Raw genomic sequence first — 26,201 nt, 5'->3', positions numbered from 1 at the left:
GTCCTTCAGACGGTATGAAAAGTATCAACGGACCGGCGTGGTGCCAGCGTAGTTGGCACGGCGCGCGGCATCATCGTTATCCAGCCAGCGGGCCTGGTCGCGCTGACGACCGCCAAACAGGGCGGCAAGGCTGGCGAAGAAGGCACCGCACAGCAGCGCGATGAAGGTCCAGATCGCGGTCCAGGCAGCCGCCGAAGCAGCGGCGTCGGCAGCCTTCTGCGCGGCAAGCTTGGCGTCTTCGGCAGCCTGACGAGCCTGGGCGTAGACCTGGTCGACGCGGGCTTCGGCCTCGGCCTGGGTCAGGCGGGTACGCTGGGCAACCAGCTGGGCCAGGTAAGTGCCGTCTTCCGCGGTAAGCGTGCCATCACCAGCCAGGGTCTTGGCCAGGATGCGGCTTGCAACACCATTGGCGGCGTCTTCGCTGACCGAGGCCGGGCCATCGGCGCGGAACAGCGTGTCGACGAAGTAGCCCATTGGATCGCTGCTGCCCTTGGAATCGGCAGCCGCCCCAGCAGCGGCCATCCCGGCCCCGCTGGCAGCGCCGGATACCACGCTGGCCCCGGCCTGCGCGCCAGCGCCCACGACATTACCCAAGGTCCCGGCGATCAGCATGGCCGCAACCAGGGTCGCCACTGCCCAGGACAGGAAACCGTGGGCGGTATCGCGGAAGTACACCTCGTCGCCATGCAGGTTGGCCCATTTCACGCGCAATCGGCCGGCGACATACCCGCCCAGGCCCGATGCCAGGATCTGGGTAACCAGTAGCCAGATGATGGTGGAGATGCCGAGCGCCTTGGCACTGGCGCCTTCATGAGCCCAGGGCGAGGTGGCCGCGAAGCCCAGTCCCGCGCCAAGTATCACAAGGATCAGTGACAGGGCAGCCGCCGCGGCGGCACCGGCAAAGATGGCCGCCCAGGAGACTCCTGAACGATTGGGGCCGTCGGAGACGGCAGATGAGTATTCGGCAGTGGTGATCATCGGTAGGCGCCTTTTTTTAGTGGGCAACAAGTCCATTCGCCAGACGACTGGTGCACTGGCTGTGCCAACTGTGTCAATTTATGACACCTACTGAAATCAAGGACTTGGCGCGTACACCTTTCCTAGGACCGTGCAAAATGCGGGATAGGACCTTGGGCAGCATGGTCTTCTGCAACGTTCGGCTGCCAGCATGTGCCACGATGGTGTGGAACCGTGGAGAACAGTTCTGCGAGGGGCAAGGCAAAAAGCAAGGAGGCCGCGAAAGCGGCCTCCTGATTAATCAATGATGCTCGCGCGTCGCGCGGAATTTCACGTCCGGCCAGCGCTCTTCCATCAGCGCCAGGTTGACGCGGGTCGGCGCCAGGTAGGTCAGGTGGCCACCGCCGTCAATTGCCAGGTTTTCCACTGCCTTGTTCTTGAATTCCTCAAGCTTCTTCTTGTCATCGCAGGTGATCCAGCGAGCCGACCAGACGGTGATCGGCTCGTAGCCACACTCGACCTTGTATTCTTCCTTCAGGCGGCTGGCGACCACATCGAACTGCAGCACGCCGACCGCGCCGAGAATGATGTCGTTGCTGCGCTCGGGGAAGAACACCTGGGTGGCGCCCTCCTCGGCCAGCTGCTGCAGGCCTTGGCGCAGCTGCTTGGACTTGAGCGGGTCCTTCAGGCGCACGCGGCGGAACAGCTCCGGGGCGAAGTGCGGGATACCGGTGAAGCCCAGGCTCTCGCCTTCGCTGAAGGTATCGCCGATCTGGATGGTGCCGTGGTTGTGCAGGCCGATGATGTCGCCTGCGAAGGCTTCTTCAAGCTGCTCGCGCTCGGACGAGAAGAAGGTCAGCGCATCGCCGATGCGCAGGTCTTTGCCCAGGCGCACATGCCGCATCTTCATGCCTTTCTCGTACTTGCCCGAGCAGATGCGCATGAAGGCGATGCGGTCGCGGTGCTTGGGGTCCATGTTCGCCTGGATCTTGAACACGAAGCCTGTGAACTTCTCCTCGACCGGCTCGACGGTGCGTTCGTGAGCCACTCGCGCCAGCGGGCGCGGCGCCCAGTCGACCACGGCGTCGAGCACATGGTCGACACCGAAGTTGCCAAGCGCGGTGCCGAAGAACACCGGGGTCAGCTGGCCGTTGATGAACTCTTCCTGGTTGAACTCATGGCAGGCGCCCTGCACCAGTTCCAGCTGCTCGACGAACGAATCGTACTGATCGCCCAGATGCGCGCGCGCTTCATCGGAATCGAGGTTCTCGATGATCCGGGTCTCGGTGCGTTCATGGCCGTGGCCCGGGGTGTAGACCACGATGTAGTCTTCCGTCAGGTGATACACGCCCTTGAAATCCCGGTAGCAACCGATCGGCCAGGTGACTGGCGCGGCCTTGATCTTCAACACCGCCTCGATCTCGTCGAGCAGCTCGATCGGGTCGCGGATATCGCGGTCGAGCTTGTTGATGAAGCTGACGATGGGCGTGTCGCGCAGGCGGCATACGTCCATCAGCGCGATGGTCCGCGGCTCTACGCCTTTACCGCCGTCGAGCACCATCAGCGCCGAGTCCACCGCGGTCAGGGTGCGGTAGGTGTCTTCGGAGAAGTCTTCGTGACCGGGGGTATCGAGCAGGTTGACCATATGGTCGCGGTACGGGAACTGCATCACGGAGGTGGTGATAGAGATACCCCGTTGCTTTTCCATTTCCATCCAGTCGGAGGTGGCATGGCGGTCGGACTTGCGCGACTTCACGGTACCTGCGACAGCAATGGCCTTGCCCATCAGCAGCAGCTTCTCGGTGATGGTGGTCTTACCGGCGTCGGGGTGGGAAATGATGGCGAAAGTGCGGCGCTTCGCGACTTCGGCGGCCTGGTTGGTCATGGGAAATCGCCTGACTGGGGGATTGAAAAAGGGGCGATATCATACCTGAACTGCAGTATTAACGCAGCCTGCAGTCTTCATCCCACCGCGGACCCTCCTCGATCAAAAAAAATTACAGGGAGTATCTGTCTTTATGACAAATGGTCGTGAACCAGCTAATTCACTGGCCCTGAGCGGATAACTGCCCGTTTTTTTGTGCGTAATTCCGCACACTCCAGTGATTAACACTGGCCAAACGCCGCTTCAGATGGGAACCTTTACGGCCGAGGAGACGTCCACTCCCCTGTTGACCTACCGGCTGATACCCGTGTGACAGGGCTGGCTACACCAGCGATACGAGCCTGACGGGGCTTGGCTTATGGCGTGCTGCGATCCCTTTTGCGGACCAGACGCTGCTACTCGCGAACACACTCCCTGCCATCAACCGAGGTGGCCGACAGGGAAGTGTGCGCGCCGACAATAAAATAGGAGTCCGCCTGTGGCTGAACGCTATGGCAAGGGGCTGTTGGGATGGGTTGCCGTGCTCATCATCCTGGCCCTGCTGATCAACTGGATCGGCATTGATACACTCTCGCGCTATCGCGAGGATCTGTGGTTCTACCTGCAAGCACATCTGGTACTGGTACTGGCTTCGATGGGGGCGGCACTTGCCGTGGGTATCCCGGCGGGCATTGCCTTGAGTCGACCACACAGGGTCGACACAGCCGAACGCTTCATGCAGTTTTTCAACATTGGCAACACCGTCCCTCCCCTGGCCGTACTGGCCATTGCCCTGAGTTTCCTGGGCATCGGCGCAGGCCCTGCGATCTTCGCACTGTTTCTCGCCTCCCTCCTGCCGATCGTGCGCAACACCTACGAAGGCCTCAAGAACGTTCCCGCCTCGCTCAAGGAAGCCGCCACCGGCATCGGCATGACCCCGCGCCAGCAACTGTGGCAGGTCGAGTTGCCCAACGCCGTGCCGATCATCGTCGGCGGTGTGCGCGTGGCCTTGGCCTTGAACGTCGGCACCGCGCCGCTGGCCTTCCTGATCGGCGCCAACAGCCTGGGCAGCCTTATTTTCCCGGGCATCGGCCTGAACAATCAGCCACAACTGGTGCTGGGCGCCGCCGCTACTGCCTTGCTGGCACTGGCGCTGGATGCCGTGGTCAGCTTTTCCAGCAAGCGCTGGCTCGAGCGCGGCCTGACTCAGTAACCGAGGGACTTCCATGAAAAAAGCTATCGCCTTGCTCCTGGGCGCGGTTCTGCTGTCCGCAGGATTTGCCCAGGCCGCGGAAAAACCGTTGATTCGCATCGGTGCCCGCGTATTCACCGAACAGACCATCCTTGCCGAACTGACGTCGCAGTACCTGAAAACCCACGGCTACGACACCCGTATCACTGGTGGCCTGGGCAGCAACCTGGCCCGCCAGGCCCATGAGACCGGGCAGCTGGACCTGATGTGGGAATACACCGGCGTCTCGCTGGTGTCGTACAACCACATCGAGGAGCGCATGCCCGACCCCGCCGCGACCTATGCGCTGGTCAAGCAGCTCGACGCCAAAAAAGGCCTGGTCTGGCTGACTCCGTCGCGGTTCAGCAACACCTACGCGCTGGGCCTGCCGCGCGAAGTGGCCGAAGCCTATCCACAGATCAACACCATCAGCGACCTCAACCAGGTACTGCGCGACGAGAAGAAGCGCAACCATCTGGTGGCGCTGGACACCGAGTTCGCCAATCGCCCGGATGGACTTGTCGGGCTGAAGGAAATGTATGACCTGCAAGTCGGACGCGAGAACATCCGCCAGATGGATGGTGGACTGGTCTATACCGCGTTGCGCAACAACCAGGCGTTCTGCGGCCTGGTGTACACCACCGACGGTCGTCTCGCCGCCTTTGGCCTGAAGCTGCTGAAGGACGACAAGCATTACTTCCCTGACTACACCGCGGCGCCGGTGATCCGCCAGCAGGTGCTGGACGCCCATCCGGAGCTGGCCACGCTGCTCAAGCCGCTGGCCGAAGCCCTCGATGACGAAACCATGCGCCAGCTCAGCGCCAAGGCCGATGTCGAGCATCGCGCCCCAAGCGCCGTGGCCGCCGAGTTCCTGCGCGAACATCCGATCAGCGAGGTACACCCATGATCCTGCTTGATACCCTCGCACGCCTGGACTGGGCCCAGGTGATGCACCTCACCGGGCAGCACATCACCCTGGTCGGGATTGCCGTTGGCCTGGCCATCGTCGTTGGCGTGCCCTTGGGCATCCTGATGACCCGTTTCCCGGCGTGCGCCGGCCCTTTGCAGGCCTGCGCCACCGTCACCCTGACCATTCCGGCCATCGCCCTGTTCGGCCTGCTCCTGCCGTTCTACTCCAAGTTCGGCCAGGGGCTCGGTCCGTTGCCGGCGATCACCGCGGTCTTCCTTTATTCCCTGTTGCCGATCCTGCGCAACACCTACCTGGCCCTGACCAATGTCGAGCCGGGTATCCGCGAGGCCGCGCGCGGCATCGGCATGACCTTCGGCCAGCGCCTGCGCATGGTTGAACTGCCGATCGCGATGCCGGTGATCCTGGCCGGCGTGCGTACCGCCGTGGTCATGAACATTGGCGTCATGACCATCGCCGCGACCATCGGTGCCGGTGGCCTCGGTGTGCTGATCCTCTCCTCCATCAGCAGCAGCGACATGTCGATGCTGATCGTCGGCGCCGTGCTGGTCAGCGTGCTGGCCATCATCGCCGACCTCTTCTTGCAAGCCCTGCAACGTATCCTGACTCCAGAAGGACTGCGCAAATGATCGAACTTCAAAACCTCAGCAAAACCTTCAATGCCAATGGCAAGGACGTCAAGGCAGTCGACTCGGTGAGCATGACCGTCAATGAAGGCGAAATCTGCGTATTCCTGGGTCCATCAGGCTGCGGCAAGAGCACCACGCTGAAAATGATCAACCGCCTGATCACGCCCACCTCGGGCAAGGTGCTGATCAATGGCGAAGACACCACGGGCCTGGACGAAGTGACCCTGCGCCGTCACATCGGCTACGTGATCCAGCAGATCGGTCTGTTCCCCAACATGACGATCGAGGAGAACATCACCGTGGTCCCTCGCCTGCTCGGCTGGGACAAGCAGCGCTGCCACGACCGTGCCCGCGAACTGATGAGCATGATCAAGCTCGAGCCCAAGCAGTACCTGCAGCGCTACCCACGCGAGCTGTCCGGTGGCCAGCAGCAGCGTATCGGCGTGATCCGCGCGCTGGCGGCCGAGGCGCCAGTCCTGTTGATGGACGAGCCGTTCGGCGCGGTCGACCCGATCAACCGCGAGATGATCCAGAACGAGTTCTTCGAGATGCAGCGCGCGCTGAACAAGACCGTGATCATGGTCAGCCACGACATCGACGAAGCCATCAAGCTGGGCGACAAGATCGCCATCTTCCGTGCTGGCAAGCTGCTGCAGCTGGACCACCCGGACACCTTGCTGGCGCACCCGGTCGACGACTTCGTCAGCAACTTCGTCGGCCAGGACAGCACGCTCAAGCGCCTGCTGCTGGTACGCGCCGAAGACGCCGCGGACAACGCCCCGTCAGTCAGTCCGGAAACGCCGGCCCTCGATGCCGTGGAGCTGATGGACGAGCACGATCGCCGTTACGTGGTGGTCACGGATGCGGGCAACAAGGCCATGGGTTATGTGCGCCGCCGCGACCTGCATCGCCAGCAGGGCACCTGTGGCGACTTCCTGCGCCAGTTCAACGCCACTGCCTCGCATGACGAGCATTTGCGCATCCTGCTGTCGCGGATGTACGAGTTCAACCGCTCGTGGCTGCCGGTGCTGGATGCCGAGCAGGTGTTCCTGGGCGAGGTGACGCAGGAGTCGATCGCGGCTTACCTGAGCTCCGGACGTTCGCGTGGGGGCAAGACCAGTATCGTGTCGCCGGCCGAGGCGGTGGTTTCCTGATCGGGGCCTGACCCGGCGGGTGTGTAGTCTGCACCGGCCTCTTCGCTGGCAAGTCGGGACGCCAGCGAAGAGGCCATTAAATTCACGGATATTTTCGTGGCCATAAATATGCACAGTGGCCCACCGCCGAGCGGCTCCACCCCCCACATGACAAACGGTCCAATCCCCGTTCTGTCCCTCCCCTGCAGCGAACCTCGCCCATCGTTCCCTCTCATGCCTCCTCCAGCCAAAATCACCCTGTTCCACAATATTTAACGCCCCACCCCCTTCACGGAACATCCACCGCCCACACGCGTCCGATGCCTGTAAAGCTGCAACATTTTTTGTTGATCTTGCTCCCCTCAGGTCCTAAAGTTCGCGCCGAACGTCCATGCTGGAAACGATCCATCCGGCTCAAGTACTGACGACGAGACAGCAAGGTCACCCGCCGCTACGCACCACAGGCACGGTTGACCTTTTTGCTTTCGGCGACATGCCTTGGGAAGTAGGCGAACCAAAGTGGGGATACGGAGGACGTTCAGTTGCAGCCACTTATTCTTTCAGTTTGCCCATGGAGTCCCTGAGCATGTCGATCCAGGTCGAAGATTATTTCGCGCGTGATACCTTCCAGAAAATGAAGGCGTTCGCCGACAAGCAGGAAACCCCTTTCGTACTCATCGACACCCAGATGATCAGCAAGGCCTATGACGACCTGCGCGCCGGGTTCGAATTCGCCAAGGTCTACTACGCGGTCAAGGCCAACCCGGCGGTCGAGATCATCGACCTGCTCAAGGACAAAGGCTCGAACTTCGACATCGCCTCGATCTACGAGCTGGACAAGGTGATGAACCAGGGCGTGAGCGCCGACCGCATCAGCTACGGCAACACCATCAAGAAGTCCAAGGACATTCGTTACTTCTTCGAGAAGGGCGTGCGCCTGTTCGCCACCGACTCCGAAGCCGACCTGCGCAACATCGCCAAGGCCGCGCCAGGCTCCAAGGTCTACGTGCGCATTCTCACCGAAGGCTCCACCACGGCCGACTGGCCACTGTCGCGCAAGTTCGGCTGCCAGACCGACATGGCCATGGACCTGCTGATCCTCGCCCGTGACCTGGGCCTGGTGCCTTACGGCATCTCCTTCCACGTCGGCTCCCAGCAGCGCGATATCAGCGTGTGGGACGCGGCCATCGCCAAGGTCAAGGTGATCTTCGAGCGCCTGAAGGAAGAAGACGGCATCGTCCTCAAGCTGATCAACATGGGTGGCGGCTTCCCGGCCAACTACATCACCCGTACCAACAGCCTGGAGACCTATGCCGAAGAGATCATCCGCTTCCTCAAGGAAGACTTCGGTGACGACCTGCCCGAGATCATCCTGGAGCCGGGCCGTTCGCTGATCGCCAACGCGGGCATCCTGGTCAGTGAAGTGGTGCTGGTGGCGCGCAAGTCGCGCACCGCGGTCGAGCGCTGGGTGTACACCGACGTGGGCAAGTTCTCGGGCCTGATCGAAACCATGGACGAGTCCATCAAGTTCCCGATCTGGACCGAGAAGAAGGGCGAGATGGAAGAAGTGGTCATCGCCGGCCCGACCTGCGACAGCGCCGACATCATGTACGAGCACTACAAGTACGGCCTGCCGCTGAACCTGGCGATCGGCGACCGGATGTACTGGCTGTCGACCGGCGCCTACACCACCAGCTACAGCGCGGTGGAGTTCAATGGCTTCCCGCCGTTGAAAGCCTACTACCTGTAAGAAGCCTGGGGCTGCGTTGCAGCCCATCGCGGGACGAGCCCGCTCCCACAGGAGGGGCCGCCCCCAAGAACTCGGACACCCATCCAGCTTTCATACTGTGGGAGCGGGCTTGTCCCGCGATGGGCCGCGAAGCGGCCCCTGCTTCACATCGCCCCCAACCGCTCCCGATACCGCTCGGCCATTCCCCTCACCCGCGCATCCCGCGCCCTTTCCAGCTCCGGAATACTGCTACGCAGGAAGTTGGCATTCCCTGCCTCCAGCGCCCGCCGCAACCATCCCAGCGCTTCGCCCACCTCGCCCTGCTCCGCCAGCACGGCCGCATGGCTGAACTGCCCGCGAAAATCCCCCGCCTGCGCCGAACGCCGGTACCAGCGCCGGGCCCGGGTGAAGTCCGCGTCACAGGCAATCCCCAGTTCCAGATAACGGCCCAGCAGGTTCATCGACTTGGCGTGCCCGTCCTGCGCCGCCCGCCGATAGGCCGCGAAAGCGCCAGCCTGGTCCTGGGCCACGCCGCGCCCGGTGCCGAGCATGTTGGCGTAGTTGTACAGCCCCCAGTCCAGCCCTGCCTGAGCCGCGGTGCGGTAGTGCGCCACCGCCTGCGCCAGGTCCTGCTCGCCGCCCCAGCCATGCTCCAGGCAACGCCCTAGCATGTTGTGCGCCATGGCGCTGCCGCCCTGAGCCGCAATCGCGAACCATTGCCGGGCCAGGACCAGGTCGCGCTCGATGCCGCGGCCGTCCAGCAAAATCTGTCCCAGCAGCAATTGCGCCTGGACCACGCCCTGGCCGGCGGCGGCCAGGATGGCCTGGGCAGCCTTGGCCGGACTCTCCTCAAGCATGCCGCGCAGCTGATCGGCGTCCACGGTTTCTTCACGTCGCAGGTTGTAGGACATGCTCAGACCTCGACCCAGCGGCGCAGCAGGTTGTGGTAGGTGCCGGTCAGCTGCAGCAACGCCGGGTGCTCGGGCACGTCGGCGGTGAGCTGCTGGATGGCGTTGTCCATCTCGAACAGCAACGCGCGCTGGCTGTCCTCGCGCACCAGGCTCTGGGTCCAGAAGAACGCCGCGTAGCGCGCTCCGCGGGTGACCGGATTGACTTTGTGCAGGCTGGTGCCCGGGTACAGCACCAGGTCGCCGGCCGACAGCTTGACCTGCTGCACGCCGTAGGTGTCCTGGATCACCAGTTCGCCGCCGTCGTAGCTGTCCGGGTCGCTCAGGAACAGCGTCGAGGACAGGTCGGTGCGCACCCGCTCATGGCTGCCACGCGGCTGGCGCAGGGCGTTGTCGATGTGAAAGCCGAAATTGCCGCCCTCGCGGTAGCAGTTGACCAGCGGTGGGAAGACCTTGTGCGGCAGCGCCGCTGACATGAATCGCGGGTTGCTCCACAGGCGCTCGATCAGCGCGCTGCCGATCTCCTTGGCCAGCGGATGACCCTCCGGCAGCTGCAGGTTGTGCTTGGCCTTCGCCGACTGGTAGCCGGCGGTGACCTTGCCATCGGCCCAGTCGGCCTGTTCCAGGGCGTTGCGGATGCGCGCCACCTCATCGGCGGTGAACAAGGCGGGAATGTGCAGCAGCATGGCAGCGGGACCTGAGCGGGACAAAGGCGCCAATGGTATTGATTCCTATTGGTCCACCACAAGCCCAATATGACAGCCGTTGTGTCAGCGGATAAGACGTTCACACAAAATGTGTAAATTTTGTAAAGACGATGTGAATAAAAACAATTCTCAATTGTTACTAACAATTCATTACATTATATTTCGCAGCCTAAAAATACCGGGTAGGACCCATCCACCATGCTGCGTCATTACGTGCCTTCTGCTGTGAGTTCCCCTCGTCTGCTTGCGTCCGCCATTGGCGTTGCGATCAGTGCTACCTCTGTCTACGCTGCCGATCCTGCTGCCAGCAATGCGGCCATTGCCCTTGATGCCACCAGCGTCACCGGCCAGGCCGAAAAGGCAAGCACCGACTACAAGGTCGAAAAAGCGGCTTCGCAGAAGTACACAGCGCCCCTGGTGGATACGCCCCGCTCGATCACCGTCATCCCGCAGCAAGTGATCAAGGACACCAATGCCCTGACCCTGCAGGATGCCCTGCGAACCGTGCCGGGCATCACCTTTGGTGCCGGTGAAGGCGGCAATCCGCAAGGCGATCGCCCGTTCATCCGCGGCTTCGACGCACAGGGCGACACCTACCTGGATGGCGTGCGTGACACGGGTGCCCAGACCCGCGAGATCTTCGCCGTCGAGTCGGTGGAGGTGGCCAAGGGCCCGAACTCGGCGATCGGTGGCCGTGGCGCGGCAGGCGGCACCATCAACCTGGTGAGCAAGCGCGCGCACCTGGGCAACTCGTTCGACGCCGGCTACACCTGGGGCAGCGACCAGACCCAGCGCTACACCCTCGATGGCAACTACCAGTTCAGCGACAGCGTCGCCGGGCGCCTGAACCTGATGAGCCACGAGAGCAACGTGGCCGGGCGCGACAAGGTCGACTACGACCGCTGGGGCATCGCCCCGTCGCTGGCCTTCGGCCTAGGAACCCCGACCCGGGTGAATCTGGACTACTACCACCTCGAGAGCGACGACCTGCCAGACTCGGGCATCCCCTACTCCGTACCCGCTGGCGGCACCGCCAATCGCACCTCGGCAGACCCGAGCAAGCCTCGTGACGGCGGCGACAGCGACAACTTCTACGGCCTCACCGACCGCGACTTCCGCAAGACCCGTGTCGACATCGCGACGTTTGCCGTCGAGCACGACCTGACCGATGCGCTGACCGTCAAGAACACCTTGCGTCACGGCAACAGCATGCAGGACTACATCCTCACCCAGCCCGATGACAGCAAGGCCAACGTCAACAACGGCAGCGTCTGGCGCCGGGCCAACAGCCGCGTGGGCAACACCGCCACCACCACCAACCAGACCGACCTGTTCGGTGACTTCTACGTGGCGGGTTTCAAGAACAGCTTCTCCACCGGGATCGAGCTGAGCCGTGAGGAGAGCAAGCGGTCTTCCTACACCGTCAACACCGATACAACTCCAGGCACAACGGGCAGCTCCACCAACTGCACTCCAGGGATGATCGTCTCCAGCGGCTACAACTGCACCTCGCTGAGCAACCCGAACCCGGATGATCCATGGGATGGCAGCATCGCCCGCAACTACGCAGGCACCACCACCAAGAGCAAGACCCGCGCGATCTACGTATTCGACACCCTGGAGCTGTCGCCAGATTGGCTGCTGAACATGGGCCTGCGCTACGACCACTTCGACACCGACTACAAGACCTACAACGCCGCCGGCACCACTACCGCCAAGGGCAAGGACACCAGCGAGTTCTTCACCGGCCAGCTAGGCCTGGTGTGGAAGCCGACCGACAACGGTAGCGTGTATGTTTCCTACGCCACCTCGGCTACGCCTCCTGGGGCGATGCTTGGCGAAGGTATCGAAGGCAACCCTCTGCCGGGCAGCACTGACCGTGCCGGCAATTTGCTGAAGAGCGACCTGGAGCCTGAAGAAACCACCAACTACGAGATCGGCACCAAGTGGGATCTGCTGGACGAACGCTTGTCGCTGACCGCGGCACTGTTCCGCACCGAGAAGGAAAACGCCCGAGTACAGGTCGACACCACCACCTATGAGAACGTAGGCAAGACCCGCGTCCAGGGCGTCGAGTTGTCGGCCAGCGGCAAGCTGACCGACAAGTGGCAGGTGTTCGCAGGCTACACCTACCTGGAGGCCCGCCAGGTCGACGGGGGCCCGCTGGGCGAAGCCAACGATGGCAACCAGTTGCCGAACACGCCGAACAACAGCGCCAGCCTGTGGACCACCTACAGCGTGACGCCGAAGCTGACCATCGGTGGCGGCGCGTTCTATGTGGATGATGTGTACGGCAGCGTGGCCAACACCACCATGGTCGACAGCTACGTGCGCTATGACGCCATGGCGGCCTACAAGCTGACCAAGAACGTCGACCTGCAGCTGAACGTGCAGAACCTGACCAATGAGGTCTACTACGACAAGGCCTTCTCCACCCACTTCGCCAACCAGGCGGCCGGGCGCACGGCCCTGCTGACCACCAGCGTGCACTTCTAAGCGCTGCTGGCCAGCAAGCCCCGCTCACCCAAGGGAGCGGGGCTTTCGTTTATCAGGGCATAATGCACGCCGCGCCGGTAGAGGCGGCAAGACAAGGTGATCGATGTGGTGAAGAAGTCGCTGTTTCAGTTGCACTGGTTCTTTGGCATTACCGCGGGCCTGGTCCTGGCGTTGATGGGCATTACCGGTGCGACCTATTCGTTCCAGGAAGAACTGCTGCGTCTGTTCAACGCCGATGTACTCAAGGTCGAGGTCCGCCAGGAAGGCGTGCTGCCACCTGCCGAGCTGGTGCGCCGTGTCGAGGCCGCGCAGGGTGACAAGGTGTCGATGCTGTGGGTCGATACCCGCGAAGGCAATTCGGCGCGGATCTTCTTCACCCCGCCGCCCGGCGAACGGCGTGGCCAGTTGCGCTATGCCGACCCCTATACCGGCGAACTCAAAGCCGATGCCACCGGCCAGGCTTTCTTCAATCTGATGCTGCAGCTGCACCGTTTCCTGGCGATGGGGGATACCGGCAGGCAGATCACGGGCGCCTGTACTCTGATGCTGGTGTTTTTCTGCCTGTCCGGCCTGTACCTGCGCTGGCCGCGCAAGCCACTGAACTGGCGGGTATGGCTGACATTCGACTGGGCCAAGAAGGGCCGGGCCTTCAACTGGGATCTGCACGCCGTGGCCGGTACCTGGTGCCTGCTGTTCTACCTCCTGTTCGCACTGACCGGGCTGTTCTGGTCGTACGAGTGGTATCGCGAAGGCCTCAACCGCTTGCTGGCCGACGCACCGCCCGCCGGCGAGCAGCAACAGAAGCGCGGCGAAGGCCGGGGACGCCATGGGCCGCCCCAGGTGGACAAGAATGCTCCGCCGCTGGTGGTCGACTACGATGCCATCTGGACCAGCCTGCGCGCTGCCGCAGGCCCGGGCCTTGCGAGCTACAACCTGCGCCTGCCGCCTGTGGGCGGCCAGCCTGCGACGCTGTTCTACCTCTTGGAGAACGCCGACCACGAGCGCGCCTTCAACACCCTGACCATCGACCCTGCCAACGGCGCGGTGAAGCGTCACGAGCAGTACACCGACAAGTCGTTCAAGGCGCAGCTGCTGGCCAGCGTGTATGCCCTGCACACCGGCAGCTACTTCGGCCTGGCCGGGCGCATCATCGTGACGGTTGCCAGCCTGACCATGCCGCTGTTCTTCGTGACCGGCTGGCTGCTGTACCTCGACCGTCGCCGCAAGAAGCGCCAGGTACGCGCCGCGCGTGGCACGGTGTCCGGCAGCGTGGACAAGGGCGACAGCTGGCTGATCGGCTTTGCCAGTCAGAGCGGCTTTGCCGAGCAGCTGGCCTGGCAGAGCGCCGGGCAGTTGCAGGCCTCCGGCATGCCGGTACACGTCAGGTCGCTAGCCGAGCTGGGCGAAGACGACCTGCGCCAGGCGCAGCGCGCGCTGTTCGTGGTCAGCACCTTTGGTGACGGCGAAGCGCCGGACAGCGCCCGTGGTTTCGAGCGCAAGGTGCTGGGCCAGCCCTGGGCCCTGGACAACCTGCACTACGCAGTCCTCGCCCTCGGCGATCGCCAGTACCCGCATTTCTGCGGTTTCGCCCGCCGGCTTCAGGCCTGGCTGGCCGAGCGCGGCGCAAACAGCGCCTTTAGCCCGGTCGAAGTCGACAGCGCCGACCCTGCTGCCCTGCAGTTGTGGCAGCAGGAACTGGCGCAATTGACCGGTACCCAGCCCGTCGCCGCCTGGCAGCCGCCGAGCTATGGCAACTGGCGCTTGAGCCAACGCACCCTGCTCAACCCTGGAAGCCAGGGCGCGCCGGTGTACCTGCTGGGATTGCGACCGGAACAGCCGGCCAGCTGGGAGGCCGGTGACCTTGTCGAAGTCATGCCGCGCAACGGCCAGCCGCGAGTGGCCAGGTTCCTGGCGGGCCTTGGCCTCGACCCAGACACCCCAGTGCAGCTTGCCGGCCTGACAGAAACCCTGGCCCAGGCCCTGGCCAGCCGCAACCTGCCCACGGGCCGTGAACACCTGGTCGGCGTGCATGCGCAGGCATTGGTCGAATCTCTGGCGCCGATCGGGCCTCGGGAATACTCGATCGCCTCCATCGCCAGCGATGGCGAACTAGAGCTGATCGTGCGCCAGGAACGGCACCCCGACGGCAGCCTGGGCCTGGGCTCGGGCTGGCTGACCGAGTACCTGCCGATTGATGGCAGCGTCAACCTGCGCCTGCGTCGCAACAGCAGCTTCCACCTGCCGCCCGCGTCCACACCGATGGTGCTGATCGGCAATGGCACCGGCCTTGCCGGCTTGCGCAGCCTGCTCAAGGCACGCATCGTTGACGGCGACCAGCGCAACTGGCTGCTGTTTGGCGAGCGTAACCGGGTGCACGACTTCCATTGCCGCGATGAGCTGCTGGCCTGGCTCGAGAGCGGCGATCTCGCGCGGCTGGACCTGGCGTTTTCGCGGGATCAGGCGGAAAAGGTGTATGTGCAGGACCTGCTGCGCGGGCAGGCGGATGAGCTGCGCCGGTGGATGGACGACGGCGCGTGCGTCTATATCTGCGGTAGTCAGCAGGGTATGGCGTCAGGGGTCGATGCGGTGCTCAACGAGGTGCTGGGAGAAGACCTCGTCCAGCAGTTGATCGAAGATGGCCGTTACCGGCGGGATGTGTACTGATCCCGGCCCGGGATCGCCGGGCAGGGCATCGATACCGAGCTGGACTCGCCAGCACTTGTGGGAGCGGCAGCGGGACTAGCCCGCTCCCGCGCCTATAGTCCTTCGAGATTGTGCGATTCGGAAATTGAATGCGTGCTGGCGGTCAATGCAGCTCGAACGTATCGGCATCCAGGTTCGCCGGGAAGCGGGTGCGGTAGGCCGCCAGGTCCGCCGCGCTCAGCACGGCGGTGAACACGCCGTCGGCCTCCCCGGCGCCAAGCACCGTCTCCCCCTGGAAATCCAGTACCTGGCTATCGCCTGAGTACGCAAACCCCTTCCCGTCCGTGCCTACCCGGTTCACCGCCGCCACATAGCACAGGTTCTCGATGCCTCGTGCCGGCAGCAGGCGGTTCCAGTGCAAGCGCCGGGCGGCGGGCCAGTTCGCGGTATACAGCAGCAGGTCGGTATCCTGCGAATCCCGGCTCCATACCGGAAAACGCAGGTCGTAGCAGATCAATGGACGAATCCGCCAACCCTTGAGCTCGAACTGCACCTGGCGCTCGCCGGGGGTGTAATGCTTGTGCTCGCCGGCCATGCGAAACAGGTGGCGCTTGTCGTAATGCAGGACCTCGCCGTCGGGCCTGGCCCAGAGCAGGCGGTTGCGGTGGCTGCCATCGGCGGCCTGGATGATCACGCTGCCGGTGACCACCGCATCAAGCTTGCTGGCCTGGGCCTTGAGCCACTTGCTGGTGGGGCCGTTCTCCGGCTCGGCCAGCTTCTCTGACTCCATGGAAAAACCAGTGGTGAACATCTCGGGCAGGATCACCAGGTCCACGTCGCCCACCTGTTCGAGCAATACCTCGAAACGCGCGTAGTTGGCCAACGGGTCCTGCCAGGCCAGGCTGGTCTGCACCAGGGCGATTTTCAGGTTGGGCAGTGCACTCAGATCGCGCATAGTTTTTCCGCTGCCTGGCGCAGCGTCTCCTCACGTTTGGCAAAGCACAGACGCACCAGGCGCTGCTCGGGGATGGGTTTTTCATAGAACACCGACACCGGGATGGTCGCCACGCCGTGTTCGCGGGTCAGCCACAGGGCCATGTCGACGTCGCTAAGGTCGGGACGAATCCGCGAGTAGTCGACCAGCTGGAAATAAGTGCCAGCGGTGCGGGTAAAGCTGAAGCGCGATGGCTGCAGCAGGTCGCAGAACAGGTCACGCTTGGCCTGGTAAAAGGCCGGGAGCTGCTCGACATGCTCAGGGTGATCAGCCATGAAATCGGCCAAGGCACACTGCAATGGCGTCACTCCACAGAAATTCACATACTGGTGGACCTTGCGCAGCTCGGCGCTCAATGCCGGAGGCGCCACCACATAGCCGGTCTTCCAGCCGGTCACGTGGTAGGTCTTGCCGAACGAGCTGACCACGAATGCCCGTGGGTACAGCGCCTCGTGGGCCAGCACGCTGGCGTGCCCTGCCCCGTCGAACACCAGGTGCTCATAGACCTCGTCGCTGAGGACATGGATATCGCGCTCGGCGATCAGCACCGCCAGCTGGTCCAGGTCATCGCGGGTAATCAGGGCGCCGCTGGGGTTATGGGGTGAATTGAGCACGATCATCCGCGTGCGTGGGGTGATGGCATCCGCCAGCCGCTGCCAGTCGATACGGAAGTCGCCATCAGTCAGTTGCACATGCACGCAGCGCCCACCCGCCAGCGCCACCGACGGCGCGTAGCTGTCGTAGCAAGGATCGAAGACGATGACCTCGTCTCCGGATTGGACCACCGCCTGGATCGCGCAGAAGATAGCCTCGGTCGCGCCTGGAGTAATGGTGACCTCGTGATCGGCATTCACCGCCACACCATAGGTGCGGGCAATCTTCGCCGCCACCTGCTGGCGCAAGGCTGGCAAGCCGATCGAAGGGGAGTACTGGTTATGCCCGGCCAGCACATGCCTGGCGACCGCCTCGAGCAGAGGCTGTGGACCATTGAAGTCGGGAAACCCCTGGGAGAGGTTCAGCGCGCCGGTTTGCGCGGCAAGCTGGGACATGGTGGTGAAGATGGTGGTGCCGACGTTCGGCAACTTGCTGGTGATCATGGAGCCCTCTATCCGGCCCGGGACGATGCCCGAGCATAGCGGAATGGAAGGCCAGGTTGAAACACCCTGCCCGAACGGAACCAGCCTGCTGGGTCCGTTCGGGCAGGATTCGCGGATCAGCGCTTGTCTCTGCGCTTCTTCTCGGCCTTCTTGTGGTGCGACATCAACCGGCGCTTCTTGTTGACCTGGCGGTCGGTGAGCTGGTTCTTGTTGCCCTCGTAAGGGTTGTCGCTACCCTTGTACTCGATGCGGATCGGCGTGCCGACCAGCTTGAGCACACGGCGGTAGGTGTTCTCGAGGTAGCGCGAGTACGAGCGCGGCACCTTCTCGACCTGGTTGCCGTGGATGACGATGATCGGCGGGTTGGCACCCCCGAGGTGGGCGTAGCGCAGCTTGATGCGGCGGCCGTTGACCATCGGCGGCTGGTGCTCTTTGACCGCATCTTCGAGAATCTGCGTCAGGCGGTTGGTCGGCCAGCGGGTGACCGCCGACTTGAACGAGGCCTGTACCGACTTGTACAGGTTGCCAACGCCGGTGCCGTGCAACGCGGAGATGAAGTGGATGTCGGCGAAGTCGACGAAGAACAGCCGGCGCTCCAGCTCGGTCTTCACGTAGTCACGCTCGCCAGGCTGCATGCCATCCCACTTGTTCAGGGCGATGACGATGGCGCGGCCGGCTTCGAGGGCGAAGCCCAGCAGGTTGAGGTCATGGTCGACCACGCCTTCGCGGGCATCCATGACGAAGATCACCACGTTGGCGTCCTTGATCGCCTGCAGCGTCTTGACCACCGAGAACTTCTCGACTTCCTCGTGGATCTTGCCGCGCTTGCGCACACCAGCGGTGTCGATCAGGGTGTACTTCTCTTCATCGCGCTGGAACGGGATGTAGATACTGTCGCGGGTGGTGCCCGGCTCGTCGTACACCACCACGCGCTCTTCGCCGAGCATGCGGTTGACCAAGGTCGACTTGCCCACGTTCGGACGACCGATGATGGCGATCTTGATGCCATCCTTCTCGCTCGGACCGGGGATGCGTACCGCTTCCTGGCCTTCTGCGACGTCTTCGTCCAGCGCGTCTTCTTCCTTGTCGCGCGGCACGTTGCCAAGCACGGTCTCAAGCAAGGTGTTGATGCCACGGCCCTGGGCGCCAGCGACCGGGATCGCGTTGCCCATGCCCATCGGCGAGAACTCGGCGCGCGCGGTGTCGGGATCGATGTGATCGATCTTGTTGGCGACCAGGAACGACTGCTTGTTCCGCTTGCGCAGGTGCTCGGCGATCATCTGGTCGGCGGCGGTCATGCCGGCACGGGCATCGACCAGGAACAGCACGTAGTCGGCTTCCTCGATGGCCATCAGCGACTGCTCGGCCATCTTCTCGTCCATGCCCGCCTCGTCACCGGTGATACCACCGGTGTCGATCAGGATATAGCTACGGCCCTGCCATTTTGCTTCGCCATACTGGCGGTCACGGGTCAGGCCCGACAAGTCACCGACGATGGCATCGCGGGTCTTGGTCAGGCGGTTGAACATGGTGGATTTACCGACGTTCGGCCGGCCCACCAGGGCGATTACGGGAACCATTCGGCTCTCCACTGCTTGAATTCGAAAAATACAAAAGCCGCTGCAGGGCAGCGGCCGGAGTTTGCGCGGCACCTGAAGTGCCGCTGCCCAAGGCCCGCAGGCCTCAAGCATAGCTTCAGCGGGCGGTCAGTGCCTCGAGCTTGCCGCTGTTGCCGAAGACATAGATGGTGTCGCCGACCACCAGGGGCCGGGCGCGCAGGCCATCGCTGTCGATACGCTCACGGCCGACGAAACGGCCATCGACCTGGCTCAGCAGGTGCAGGTAGCCCTCATAGTCACCCACCGCCACGTAGCTTGAAAACACTTCTGGCGCCGACAGCTGGCGACGAGCCAGTTGATCGTTGCTCCACAGCGCGCTGGACGAACGCTCGTCGACGCTCTCCACCGTGCCCGAAGCCAGGCTCACGTAGACATTGCCGAATCCCTGGGCTACGCCAGTGTAGCTGGAGGCGTCGCGCTGCCACAGCACGCGGCCGCTTTCCAGGTCCAGGCCGGCAACGCGGCCCTGGTAGCTCGATACATACAGTACGCCACCGGACAGCAGCAGGCCGCCGTCGATGTCGACCACGCGCTCGAGCTCCGAGCGACCTTGTGGAATGGCCACGCGCGTTTCCCAGACCGGCACGCCGTTCTGGGTATCGAGGGCAACCACCTTGCCGGTGGACAGGCCCGCGACCGCCAGACGGTTGGTGACAATCGGCGCACCGGTGCCACGCAGGGTCAGCACGGCCGGGGTGCTCTCGTAGATCCAGCGGCGATCGCCGGTCGCGGCATCCAGGCCGATCACGCGATCGTCCTGGGTCTGCACGACCACCACGTCACCGTTGGTGGCAGGTGGCGCCAGCACTTCGCTGGTCACCTTCGAGCGCCAGCGCTCTTCACCCGTGCTGGCGTCGAGGGCGATCACGTCACCCTTGATGGTGCCGAGCATGACCATGCCGTAACCGACACCCACGGCGCCGGAAACCGGCAGCTCGAGGTCTTTTTTCCAGGCCACGTCACCGTTGTTGCGGTCCAGCGACATCACCACGCCGGTTACATCGGCAGCGTAGATGCGGTCGTTCTCGACAGCCGGGACAAGCATGTTGAAGGTCTCGCCCTGACCATCTCCGATCGAGCGGCTCCAGAGTTTCTTGAGCGCGACTTCTTCAGTGAACTTGGTCAGTTCGGCCGGGGGAAGTTCCTTCTTGCTGTTGCTGCTGCAACCCGCGGCCAAGATGGCGAGGGCCAGCACTGCTGCATGTTTCCAACCGATCACGTCAGGCATCCCCTTTGGCCAGGTCATCCAGCTTCAGTTGCAGGCCACCGACCGCGGCGTCATCGGACAGCGCGGCCTTGGCTTTCTCGTAAGCACCCTGGGCATCGTCAGTACGGCCCAGCTGAACCAGCAGGTCGCCCTTGAGCTCTTCGCGGCTGGAAAGGAAGGCCTTTTCAGTATCGCCATCGAGCAGTTTCAGGGCTTCGTCGGCCTTGTCCTGCGCTGCCAGCACACGTGCCAGGCGCTGGCGGGAAATCTCGGCCAGGGTAGCGTCGGCCGGTTTGTCCATCACGCCCTTGAGCTCGGCGGCCGCATCGTCCAGCTTGTTGCTGTCGACCGCGACCTTGGCCACGAACAGGCTGGCGTACTGGGCGTAGGCGGTGCCGCCGTATTCGCTCTTGAGTTTGCCGGACAGCTCGGCGACCTTGCCGGTATCTGGCTGGCCACTCGGCGTCAGGCTGGTTTCAAGCAAGGCCTGATACAGGCTGGAGGCACCCTGCGACTGGTTGTTCTGGTACTTCTGCCAGCCCTGCCAACCCAACACCACCACGGCGGCCAGCAGAGCGCCGGTCAGCAGTGGCTTGCCATTGCGTTCCCACCAGTCCTTGACCGCGACCAGCTCTTCATCGGTACTCGACACCCCAATACTCCTTTTCAGCAAATCGGCCGCTTCACGCCTGGACGAGAGCGGTTTGCAGATGCTCGGCAAGAGCATCCCAGGCAATGTTCTGTTGTTCGCCCTGACCACGCAGGGGTTTGAAACCTACCACTTGTTGCGCCAGCTCGTCGTCCCCGAGAATCAGCGCGAACAGCGCGCCGCTCTTGTCGGCCTTCTTGAACTGGCTCTTGAAGCTGCCGGCTCCGGCATTGATCTGCAGGCGCAGGCCCGGAAGGCGGTCACGCAGGCGCTCGCTCAGCGTCAGGCCTGCAAGCTCGGCCTGCTCGCCAAAGGCGCACAGGTAGACGTCGACCTGACGGTTGATCGACTCAGGGACCAGCTCCAGGGTCTCGAGCAGCAGGATCAGGCGCTCGATGCCCATGGCAAAGCCCACGCCCGGGGTCGGCTTGCCGCCCATCTGCTCGACCAGGCCATCATAGCGGCCACCGGCGCAGACGGTGCCCTGGGCGCCGAGCTTGTCGGTGACCCACTCGAACACGGTCTTGCTGTAGTAGTCCAGGCCACGCACCAGCTTGGTATTGATCACGAACGGAATGCCAGCCGCGTCCAGGCGGGCCTTGAGGCCTTCGAAGTGCAGGCGCGATTCTTCGTCGAGGTAGTCCTCGAGCTTCGGCGCGCCAACCAGCACGGCCTGGGTGTTGGCATCCTTGCTGTCGAGGATGCGCAGCGGGTTGCTCTTGAGGCGGCGCTGGCTGTCTTCGTCGAGTTGCTCCAGGCGCGCCGAGAGAAACTCGACCAGCGCGTCACGATAACGGGCACGGGCTTCGCTGGTGCCCAGGCTGTTGAGTTCCAGCTTGACCGCGTCACGCAGGCCCAGCAGGCCCCACAGGCGCCAGGTCAGCACGATCAGCTCGGCATCGATGTCGGGACCGTCGAGGTTGAACACCTCGACACCGATCTGGTTGAACTGGCGGTAGCGGCCTTTCTGCGGACGCTCGTGACGGAACATCTGGCCGATGTACCACAGTTTCTGCACCTGGCCATTGCCGCTGATGCCATGTTCGAGCACGGCGCGCACGCAGGCCGCGGTGCCTTCGGGACGCAGGGTCAGGGAGTCACCGTTGCGGTCGTCGAAGGTGTACATCTCTTTTTCGACGATGTCGGTCACTTCGCCGATCGAGCGCTTGAACAGCTCGGTGAACTCGACGATCGGCGTGCGGATCTGACGGTAGCCGTAGGTGTCCAGCAGGCCGGCGACGGTGCTTTCGAAATAGCGCCACAGCGGGGTCTGCTCGGGCAGGATGTCGTTCATGCCACGAATGGCTTGCAGCATTTTGCTCACGGAAGATCCTTACGATTCTGTGTGTCAGCCACGGGCGATCAATGCCGCGTCGGCTTCGGCCTTTTCGGCCGCTTTCTGGCGGATGAGCCGCTCGAGCTCCTCGACCAGGTTGTCATTGGTCAGCTTCTGCGCCGGCTTGCCGTCGATGTAGATCAGGTTCGGCGTGCCGCCGGTCAGGCCCACATGGGCTTCCTTGGCTTCGCCCGGACCGTTGACCACGCAGCCGATCACGGCCACGTCCATCGGTACCAGCAGGTCTTCGAGGCGCCCTTCGAGCTCGTTCATGGTCTTGACCACATCGAAGTTCTGCCGCGAGCAGCTCGGGCAGGCGATGAAGTTGATGCCACGCGAACGCAGGCGCAGGGACTTGAGGATGTCGTAGCCGACCTTCACTTCCTCGACAGGGTCTGCCGCCAGCGAGATACGGATGGTATCGCCGATGCCGTCGGCGAGCAGCATACCGAGGCCCACCGCGGATTTCACCGTGCCCGACCGCAGGCCACCCGCTTCGGTGATGCCCAGGTGCAGCGGCTGGATGATCTGCTTGGCCAGCAGGCGGTAGGCGTCGACGGCCATGAACACGTCGGAGGCCTTGACGCTGACCTTGAAGTCCTGGAAATCCAGCCGGTCGAGGTGATCGACATGGCGCAGCGCCGACTCGACCAGCGCGGCCGGGGTCGGTTCTCCGTACTTCTTCTGCAGGTCCTTTTCCAGGGAGCCGGCGTTGACCCCGATACGAATCGGGATGCCGCGGTCACGGGCGGCATCGACCACCGCGCGCACGCGGTCCTCGCGGCCGATGTTGCCGGGGTTGATGCGCAGGCAATCGACGCCAAGCTCGGCCACGCGCAGGGCAATGCGGTAGTCGAAATGGATATCGGCCACCAGCGGCACGCTGACCAGCTGCTTGATGCGGCCGAAGGCCTCGGCGGCGTCCATGTCGGGGACCGAGACGCGGACGATGTCGACACCGGCATCCACCAGGCGGTTGATCTGCGCCACGGTGGCGGCGACATCATTGGTGTCGGTATTGGTCATGCTCTGTACCGCGATGGGGGCATCCCCACCAACCGGCACATTGCCGACCCAGATCTTGCGGGATTCGCGACGTTTGATCGGAGATTCACCGTGCATGACTTACTGTCCCAACTTCAGGCGGGCGGTCTGGCCGCTGGTAAACGGTGCAATGTCGACGGCCTGGCCGTTGTAGCTGACCTGCGCGCCGCGGGCGAAGCCCAGGCGCACCGCGAACGGCGGCTTGCCGTTCAGGTCCAGGCTGTCGCCCTTGCGCTTGATGGCGCTGAACAGCACCTTGCCGTTGCCATCGGTGACCGATGTCCAGCAATCGGCAACGAACTGGATATGCAATTGACCCTGCCCGGCCTGCACAGGGGCAGCGGGCTGGACGGCAGCGGTCGCTGGCGCCTGGGGTGCGGGTGCCGCGGGTGCCGGGTTGGCGGCAGCCGGTGCCGCTGGGGCGACCACTGGCGCCTGCACCTGGGCAGGCGCCGTGCTGGCCACGGGCGGCGCGGCGGATGCGGCTGCGTCGGCCGCAGGTGCGTCATTGGACCCGGCCGGAGCCCCGGACTGGCCCTGCTCAAGCGGCAACGGCGCGCTGGGCGGCTGTTGAGCGGCGCTGACGGCCTGGTCCTCGGGTTCGTCCAGCGGGTGAATCTGGGTGGTGCCGTCGGCGCTCTCGACCTCGACGTGCTCCATGGCGATGCGCGACAGGTCCTTGCCACGCATGCTGCCCTGGTCCTGCCACCAGAAGAAGCCACCGCCGATGACCATCAGCAGCAACAGCAGGCTGACCCCGCGCAGGATGTTGTGGGAAAGCCGCACCGGCTCCTCGATACGCCCCAGCGCATGCACTTCGCTGCCCTGGGCGTGGGTGCCGGTGTATTGGTCGAATGCCTGCACCAGGGGGGCCTGGTCCATGCCCATGAGCTTGGCGTAGGCACGGATGTAGCCGCGGGCGAAGGTATGCCCGGGCAGCTTGTCGAAGGCGCCGGTTTCCAGGTTGTCCAGGGAACTCACGGTCAGGTTGAGCTTGCGCGCCACCTCGGCTTGCGACCAGTCCCGGCTTTCGCGGGCCTGGCGCAAGACCTCACCGGGATTCTGGCGAGTCGCTGCTGCTACTTCGGGGTGCGCGGCTTTCATCGTTGCTCCGACAGGTATTGCTGATATTCCGGCGAACCGGGATAAAGTCGTTGTAATTCCAGGCCAAGCCCGGCCAGGGTGGTGTCCTGGTCGAAGACCCGCGCCAGGCGGCTGCCCAGCAACAGGCTACGGGCGTTGTGCTCGCTCAACTGACTGAAGCGATCATGAAAGTCCCGGGCCGGCACATAATGCCTGTCTTCGAAGGATAACTCAGCCATTTCAAGCAACGCGCGGGGCTGCCGCGGGTCGAGGTCCAGGGCTTTTTCCAGGTGGGTTCGCGCCTGGTCGCGGCGGTCGAGCTTCAGGGCCGTCAGGCCAAGGTTCTCGAAGACTCGCGAGCGCTCAGGATACAGGGTATCGACGGCAGCTTGGCGAAACATCTGCTTGGCCTCGCGGTATTGTCCCTGAGCATATAGGAAACTGCCGTAGTTGTTGCGTAACCGCGTGTCACCGGGGCGCTGCGCGAGGGCCTTGCGGTAATGCGCGGCGGCCAACGCCGGTTCGTCCTGGGCCTGGAACACGAGGGCCAGCGCGCCATGAGCGTCGGCATCGCGCGGGTTCAGGGCCAGGGCCCGCACCAGGGGGGCCTTGGCCTGCGCGGTCAATCCTTGTTGCAAATAACCCAGACCCAACTGCACGTAGGCCCGTCCCGCCGCCTCGCGGCCCTCGCGGCTGGCCAACGGGTCCGACCCACCGCTGGACACGCAGCCGGCCAGCAGCGAAAGCGACAGGATCGACAGCGCGGCGCGCAGGGTCATGGGCTAGGTTCTCGTCAGTTGCGAATGGTGCTGTCTTGCACGTCACCGTCGGCACTGACCTGGCGCACGGCGATGTAGCGCTCGCTGCGACGGGTGCGGTCCATGACCTGGCCCACCAGCTGGCCGCAGGCCGCGTCGATGTCCTCGCCCCGGGTGGTACGCACCGTGACGTTGAAGCCGGCGTGGTGCAGGTAGTCCTGGAAACGGCGAATGGCGTTGTTGCTTGGCCGCTCGTAGCCCGAGTGCGGGAACGGGTTGAACGGGATCAGGTTGATCTTGCAAGGAATGTCCTTGAGCAGCGCGACCATTTCCTCGGCATGCACCAGCTGGTCGTTGACATCCTTGAGCAGGGTGTACTCGATGGTCAGGTGACGCTTGTCGCCCAGTGTCGAAACGTAGCGCATGCACGACTCGAGCAGCATCTTGAGCGGGTACTTCTTGTTGATCGGCACCAGCTGGTTGCGCAGCGCGTCATTGGGCGCGTGCAGCGACAGTGCCAAGGCGACGTCGACGTGCTTGGCGAGCTCGTCGATCATCGGGACCACGCCCGAGGTGGACAGGGTCACCCGGCGCTTGGAAATACCGTAGCCGAAGTCGTCCATCATCAGGCGCATGGCGGCGATGACGTTGTCGAAGTTCAGCAATGGCTCGCCCATGCCCATCATCACCACGTTGGTGATGGCGCGGTCGACGGTCGCCGGCACGGAGCCGAACGACTTGTTGGCAATCCACACCTGGCCGATCACTTCGGCGGCGGTGAGGTTGCTGTTGAATCCTTGCTTGCCGGTGGAGCAGAAACTGCAGTCCAGGGCGCAACCGGCCTGTGACGAGACACACAAGGTGCCACGCTTGCCCTGGGGAATGAACACGGTCTCGACGCAGCTGCCGGACGATACGCGCACCACCCACTTGCGGGTGCCGTCGCTGGAGATGTCCTCGCTGACCACTTCGGGGCCGCGAACTTCGGCAACCGCCTTGAGCTTTTCGCGCAGGGCCTTGCCGACGTTGGTCATGGCGTCGAAATCATCGACGCCAAAGTGGTGAATCCACTTCATCACCTGACCGGCACGGAAGCGTTTCTCCCCGATAGAGTCGAAGAATTTTTCCATTTCCGGCTGGGTCAGACCCAGCAGGTTGGTTTTACCGGTCGATGTCGTCATGGATTCAC

21 protein-coding genes are annotated in these 26,201 nt (G+C 63.6%); 7 read left to right on the top strand and 14 right to left on the bottom strand.

Going from position 1 to position 26,201, the window contains the following annotated elements; all coding sequences use genetic code 11:
- Window positions 1-24: 24 nt before the first annotated feature.
- Both VJS90_RS11845 and VJS90_RS11840 read right to left on the bottom strand, forming a co-directional pair.
- A complete protein-coding gene (locus VJS90_RS11845) occupies window positions 25-978 on the bottom strand; it encodes a hypothetical protein (RefSeq protein WP_324121838.1) in 954 nt (317 codons plus the stop codon).
- 280 nt (window positions 979-1,258) lie between these two features.
- A complete protein-coding gene (locus VJS90_RS11840; protein ID WP_324121837.1) occupies window positions 1,259-2,842 on the bottom strand; it encodes a peptide chain release factor 3 in 1,584 nt (527 codons plus the stop codon).
- 478 nt (window positions 2,843-3,320) lie between these two features.
- Between VJS90_RS11840 and VJS90_RS11835 the strand changes: the two genes are divergently transcribed.
- The 5 genes from VJS90_RS11835 (at window position 3,321) to VJS90_RS11815 (ending at window position 8,492) form a co-directional block, all read left to right on the top strand.
- The gene (locus VJS90_RS11835) at window positions 3,321-4,034 is read left to right on the top strand and encodes an ABC transporter permease (protein ID WP_324121836.1); all 714 of its coding nucleotides are present in this window, start codon (window positions 3,321-3,323) and stop codon (window positions 4,032-4,034) included.
- Window positions 4,035-4,047: 13 nt separating this feature from the next.
- On the top strand, window positions 4,048-4,959 hold the full coding sequence (locus VJS90_RS11830; RefSeq protein ID WP_324121835.1) for a glycine betaine ABC transporter substrate-binding protein: 912 nt from the start codon (window positions 4,048-4,050) through the stop codon (window positions 4,957-4,959).
- Window positions 4,956-5,609 (top strand): ABC transporter permease, encoded by a 654-nt coding sequence (locus tag VJS90_RS11825; protein WP_324121834.1) that lies wholly within the window; start codon window positions 4,956-4,958, stop codon window positions 5,607-5,609. The genes VJS90_RS11830 and VJS90_RS11825 overlap by 4 nt, the downstream gene beginning before the upstream one ends.
- Entirely contained in the window at window positions 5,606-6,763 is a 1,158-nt protein-coding gene (locus VJS90_RS11820; protein ID WP_324121833.1) for an ABC transporter ATP-binding protein, read from the top strand. The genes VJS90_RS11825 and VJS90_RS11820 overlap by 4 nt, the downstream gene beginning before the upstream one ends.
- 565 nt (window positions 6,764-7,328) lie before the next feature.
- The gene (locus tag VJS90_RS11815) at window positions 7,329-8,492 is read left to right on the top strand and encodes a type III PLP-dependent enzyme (RefSeq protein ID WP_324121832.1); all 1,164 of its coding nucleotides are present in this window, start codon (window positions 7,329-7,331) and stop codon (window positions 8,490-8,492) included.
- A 143-nt stretch (window positions 8,493-8,635) separates the two neighbouring features.
- Here the strand turns inward: VJS90_RS11815 and VJS90_RS11810 are convergent, their stop codons facing one another.
- The gene (locus tag VJS90_RS11810; RefSeq protein ID WP_324121831.1) at window positions 8,636-9,382 is read right to left on the bottom strand and encodes a tetratricopeptide repeat protein; all 747 of its coding nucleotides are present in this window, start codon (window positions 9,380-9,382) and stop codon (window positions 8,636-8,638) included.
- A gap of 2 nt (window positions 9,383-9,384) precedes the next feature.
- On the bottom strand, window positions 9,385-10,065 hold the full coding sequence (locus VJS90_RS11805; protein WP_324121830.1) for a Fe2+-dependent dioxygenase: 681 nt from the start codon (window positions 10,063-10,065) through the stop codon (window positions 9,385-9,387).
- 222 nt (window positions 10,066-10,287) lie between these two features.
- On the opposite strand from VJS90_RS11805, the gene VJS90_RS11800 reads away from it, so the two are divergent.
- On the top strand, window positions 10,288-12,582 hold the full coding sequence (locus tag VJS90_RS11800) for a TonB-dependent siderophore receptor (protein WP_324121863.1): 2,295 nt from the start codon (window positions 10,288-10,290) through the stop codon (window positions 12,580-12,582).
- Between the two features lie 105 nt (window positions 12,583-12,687).
- On the top strand, window positions 12,688-15,246 hold the full coding sequence (locus tag VJS90_RS11795) for a sulfite reductase flavoprotein subunit alpha (protein WP_324121862.1): 2,559 nt from the start codon (window positions 12,688-12,690) through the stop codon (window positions 15,244-15,246).
- Window positions 15,247-15,388: 142 nt separating this feature from the next.
- Here the strand turns inward: VJS90_RS11795 and VJS90_RS11790 are convergent, their stop codons facing one another.
- The 10 genes from VJS90_RS11790 to rlmN all read right to left on the bottom strand — a co-directional run bounded on the left by VJS90_RS11790 (window position 15,389) and on the right by rlmN (window position 26,193).
- Entirely contained in the window at window positions 15,389-16,180 is a 792-nt protein-coding gene (locus VJS90_RS11790; RefSeq protein WP_324121829.1) for an amidohydrolase, read from the bottom strand.
- Window positions 16,168-17,316, bottom strand: a complete 1,149-nt coding sequence (locus VJS90_RS11785; RefSeq protein WP_324121828.1) for a pyridoxal phosphate-dependent aminotransferase — start codon at window positions 17,314-17,316, stop codon at window positions 16,168-16,170. The genes VJS90_RS11790 and VJS90_RS11785 overlap by 13 nt, the downstream gene beginning before the upstream one ends.
- Window positions 17,317-17,432: 116 nt before the next feature.
- Entirely contained in the window at window positions 17,433-18,896 is a 1,464-nt protein-coding gene (der, locus tag VJS90_RS11780; protein ID WP_324121827.1) for a ribosome biogenesis GTPase Der, read from the bottom strand.
- A gap of 115 nt (window positions 18,897-19,011) precedes the next feature.
- Complete coding sequence (gene bamB, locus VJS90_RS11775; RefSeq protein ID WP_324121826.1) at window positions 19,012-20,154, bottom strand: outer membrane protein assembly factor BamB; 1,143 nt, start codon at window positions 20,152-20,154, stop codon at window positions 19,012-19,014.
- A 1-nt stretch (window position 20,155) separates the two neighbouring features.
- Entirely contained in the window at window positions 20,156-20,794 is a 639-nt protein-coding gene (locus tag VJS90_RS11770; protein WP_324121825.1) for a tetratricopeptide repeat protein, read from the bottom strand.
- A 31-nt stretch (window positions 20,795-20,825) separates the two neighbouring features.
- Complete coding sequence (gene hisS, locus VJS90_RS11765; protein ID WP_324121824.1) at window positions 20,826-22,115, bottom strand: histidine--tRNA ligase; 1,290 nt, start codon at window positions 22,113-22,115, stop codon at window positions 20,826-20,828.
- A 24-nt stretch (window positions 22,116-22,139) separates the two neighbouring features.
- Entirely contained in the window at window positions 22,140-23,249 is a 1,110-nt protein-coding gene (ispG, locus tag VJS90_RS11760; protein WP_324121823.1) for a flavodoxin-dependent (E)-4-hydroxy-3-methylbut-2-enyl-diphosphate synthase, read from the bottom strand.
- A gap of 3 nt (window positions 23,250-23,252) precedes the next feature.
- Window positions 23,253-24,275, bottom strand: a complete 1,023-nt coding sequence (locus tag VJS90_RS11755) for a RodZ family helix-turn-helix domain-containing protein (RefSeq protein ID WP_324121822.1) — start codon at window positions 24,273-24,275, stop codon at window positions 23,253-23,255.
- Window positions 24,272-25,033 (bottom strand): type IV pilus biogenesis/stability protein PilW, encoded by a 762-nt coding sequence (gene pilW / locus VJS90_RS11750; protein ID WP_324121821.1) that lies wholly within the window; start codon window positions 25,031-25,033, stop codon window positions 24,272-24,274. The genes VJS90_RS11755 and pilW overlap by 4 nt, the downstream gene beginning before the upstream one ends.
- A gap of 14 nt (window positions 25,034-25,047) precedes the next feature.
- On the bottom strand, window positions 25,048-26,193 hold the full coding sequence (gene rlmN / locus VJS90_RS11745) for a 23S rRNA (adenine(2503)-C(2))-methyltransferase RlmN (RefSeq protein ID WP_324121820.1): 1,146 nt from the start codon (window positions 26,191-26,193) through the stop codon (window positions 25,048-25,050).
- Window positions 26,194-26,201: the final 8 nt, after the last annotated feature.

The organism is Pseudomonas sp. (assembly GCF_035277045.1).
GTDB lineage: Bacteria > Pseudomonadota > Gammaproteobacteria > Pseudomonadales > Pseudomonadaceae > Aquipseudomonas.
Note: the sequence above shows the minus strand (reverse complement) of the source record. Positions and strands in the feature narration are given on the sequence as shown.